The organism is Herbaspirillum sp. B65 (assembly GCF_000333555.1).
GTDB classification, from domain to species: Bacteria; Pseudomonadota; Gammaproteobacteria; order Burkholderiales; family Burkholderiaceae_D; genus Herbaspirillum; species Herbaspirillum rubrisubalbicans.
Genome location: NZ_BADI01000925.1, coordinates 1 through 1766 on the forward strand (window position 1 = coordinate 1; position 1766 = coordinate 1766).

Sequence of the window (1766 nt, forward strand, 5' to 3'; positions counted from 1 at the left end):
TGCAGCACGCTCAGACCTTTTCGATGTCGGGCTGCCCAACAGGGCCCGTGGGACGGAACAGCAGGATCAGCACCAGCAGGCCGAAGGACACCACGTCCTTGTACTCGGAGGGCAGTAANCCGGAAGCAAAGGTCTCGGCCAGGCCCAGCAGCACGCCGCCCAGCATGGCGCCGGGAATGCTGCCGATGCCGCCCAGCACCGCCGCCGTGAAGGCCTTGATGCCGGCGATGAAACCGATATAGGGATTGAGCTTGCCGATGGTCAGCGCAATCAACACGCCGCCCACTGCCGCCAGCATCGCACCCAAGACGAAGGTGAAGGAAATCACCTTGTTGGTATCGATGCCCAGGAGGTTGGCCATGCCCATGTCCTCGGCGCAGGCGCGGCAGGCGCGGCCCATGCGCGAGCGCGCGATGAACAGGGTCAAGGCCACCATCAGCGCCAGCGTCACGCCCACGATGACCATGCGCGAATACGGCACGGTGACGGTGAAGTCGCTCCCCATCTGGAATTCCAGCGCACCCGAGATCAGCACCGGCACCGACATGTCGCGTGCGCCCTGACCGATCTGGACATAGTTCTGCAGGAAGATGGACATGCCGATGGCCGAGATCAGCGGCACCAGGCGCGGCCCGCCGCGCAAGGGACGATAGGCCACGCGCTCGACGGTCCAGCCATACAGGCCCGTGACCAGTACCGAGACGATCAGCGCACCGCCCAGGAGCAACGGCAAGGGATAGCCGGATTGCACGCCGATGGCGGTCAAGGTCACCAGGCCCACGTAGGAGGCGATCATGTAGATCTCGCCGTGGGCGAAGTTGATCATGCCGATGATGCCGTAGACCATGGTGTAGCCGATGGCGATCAAGGCATAGATCGCGCCCAGCGAGAGCCCGTTGACGAGCTGCTGGGTCAGTTGAGGGAGCAATTCATTCATGAGGGAACCCATAAAGTGGAAATGCCCCATTCCGACTGCAATGGGGCATTTCGCGGTTTGACGTCAGCTCAGACAGTCACGCCAGCGATTCGGGGCGAATCACTTGGCTTCGGTCTTGGTGGCATCCTTGTGCCAGGTGAAGACCACGAACTTGAAGGCCTTCAGGTCGCCCTTCTTGTCGTATTCGACGTTGCCGATCGGGGTCTTGAAGCTGTTGGCGTGGATGTAGGCGGCGACCTTGTCCGGGTCGGTGGACTTGGCACCGGTGATGGCATCGGCAAGGATCTTCACCGCCGAGTAGGCCGGCATCTGGAACGGACCATTGGCGTCGCGCTTGGCGGCGGCAAAGGCCTTCACCAGAGCAGCGTTGGCAGGATCGGCGGCGAAGTCGGCCGGCAGGGTCACCAACATGCCTTCGGAAGCCGGACCGGCGATGGCGGTGATGTCCTTGTTGCCCACGCCTTCAGGGCCCATGAAGACGGCCTTGACGCCCTGCTCACGCGCCTGGCGCATGATCAGGCCCATTTCCGGGTGGTAGCCGCCGAAGTAGACGAAGTCCACGCCCTGCGACTTCAGCTTGGTGACGATGGCCGAGTAATCGCTGTCACCGGCATTGATGCCTTCGAACAGCACCACCGGCACCTTGGCCGCTTCCAGTGCGCTCTTGACCGATGCGGCCACACCCTGGCCGTAGGACTGCTTGTCGTGCAGCACGGCGACCTTCTTGGGCTTGATCTTCTCGATCACGTAACGGGCAGCGGCCGGACCTTGCTGGTCATCGCGACCGATGGTGCGGAAGATGAACTTGTGCGGCTGGTTCGTCAGTGCG

Annotated in this window: 2 protein-coding genes; both read right to left on the minus strand. The window is 62.8% G+C overall.

Annotated features, from left to right (window positions below; translation table 11 throughout):
* Nucleotides 1-10: 10 nt before the first annotated feature.
* Complete coding sequence (gene livH / locus I5W_RS21700) at nt 11-937, minus strand: high-affinity branched-chain amino acid ABC transporter permease LivH (protein ID WP_044530794.1); 927 nt, start codon at nt 935-937, stop codon at nt 11-13.
* A gap of 99 nt (nt 938-1036) precedes the next feature.
* Nucleotides 1037-1766, minus strand: a 730-nt coding sequence (locus I5W_RS21705; RefSeq protein ID WP_044530795.1) for an ABC transporter substrate-binding protein, incomplete at its 5' end; no start/stop codon positions are given.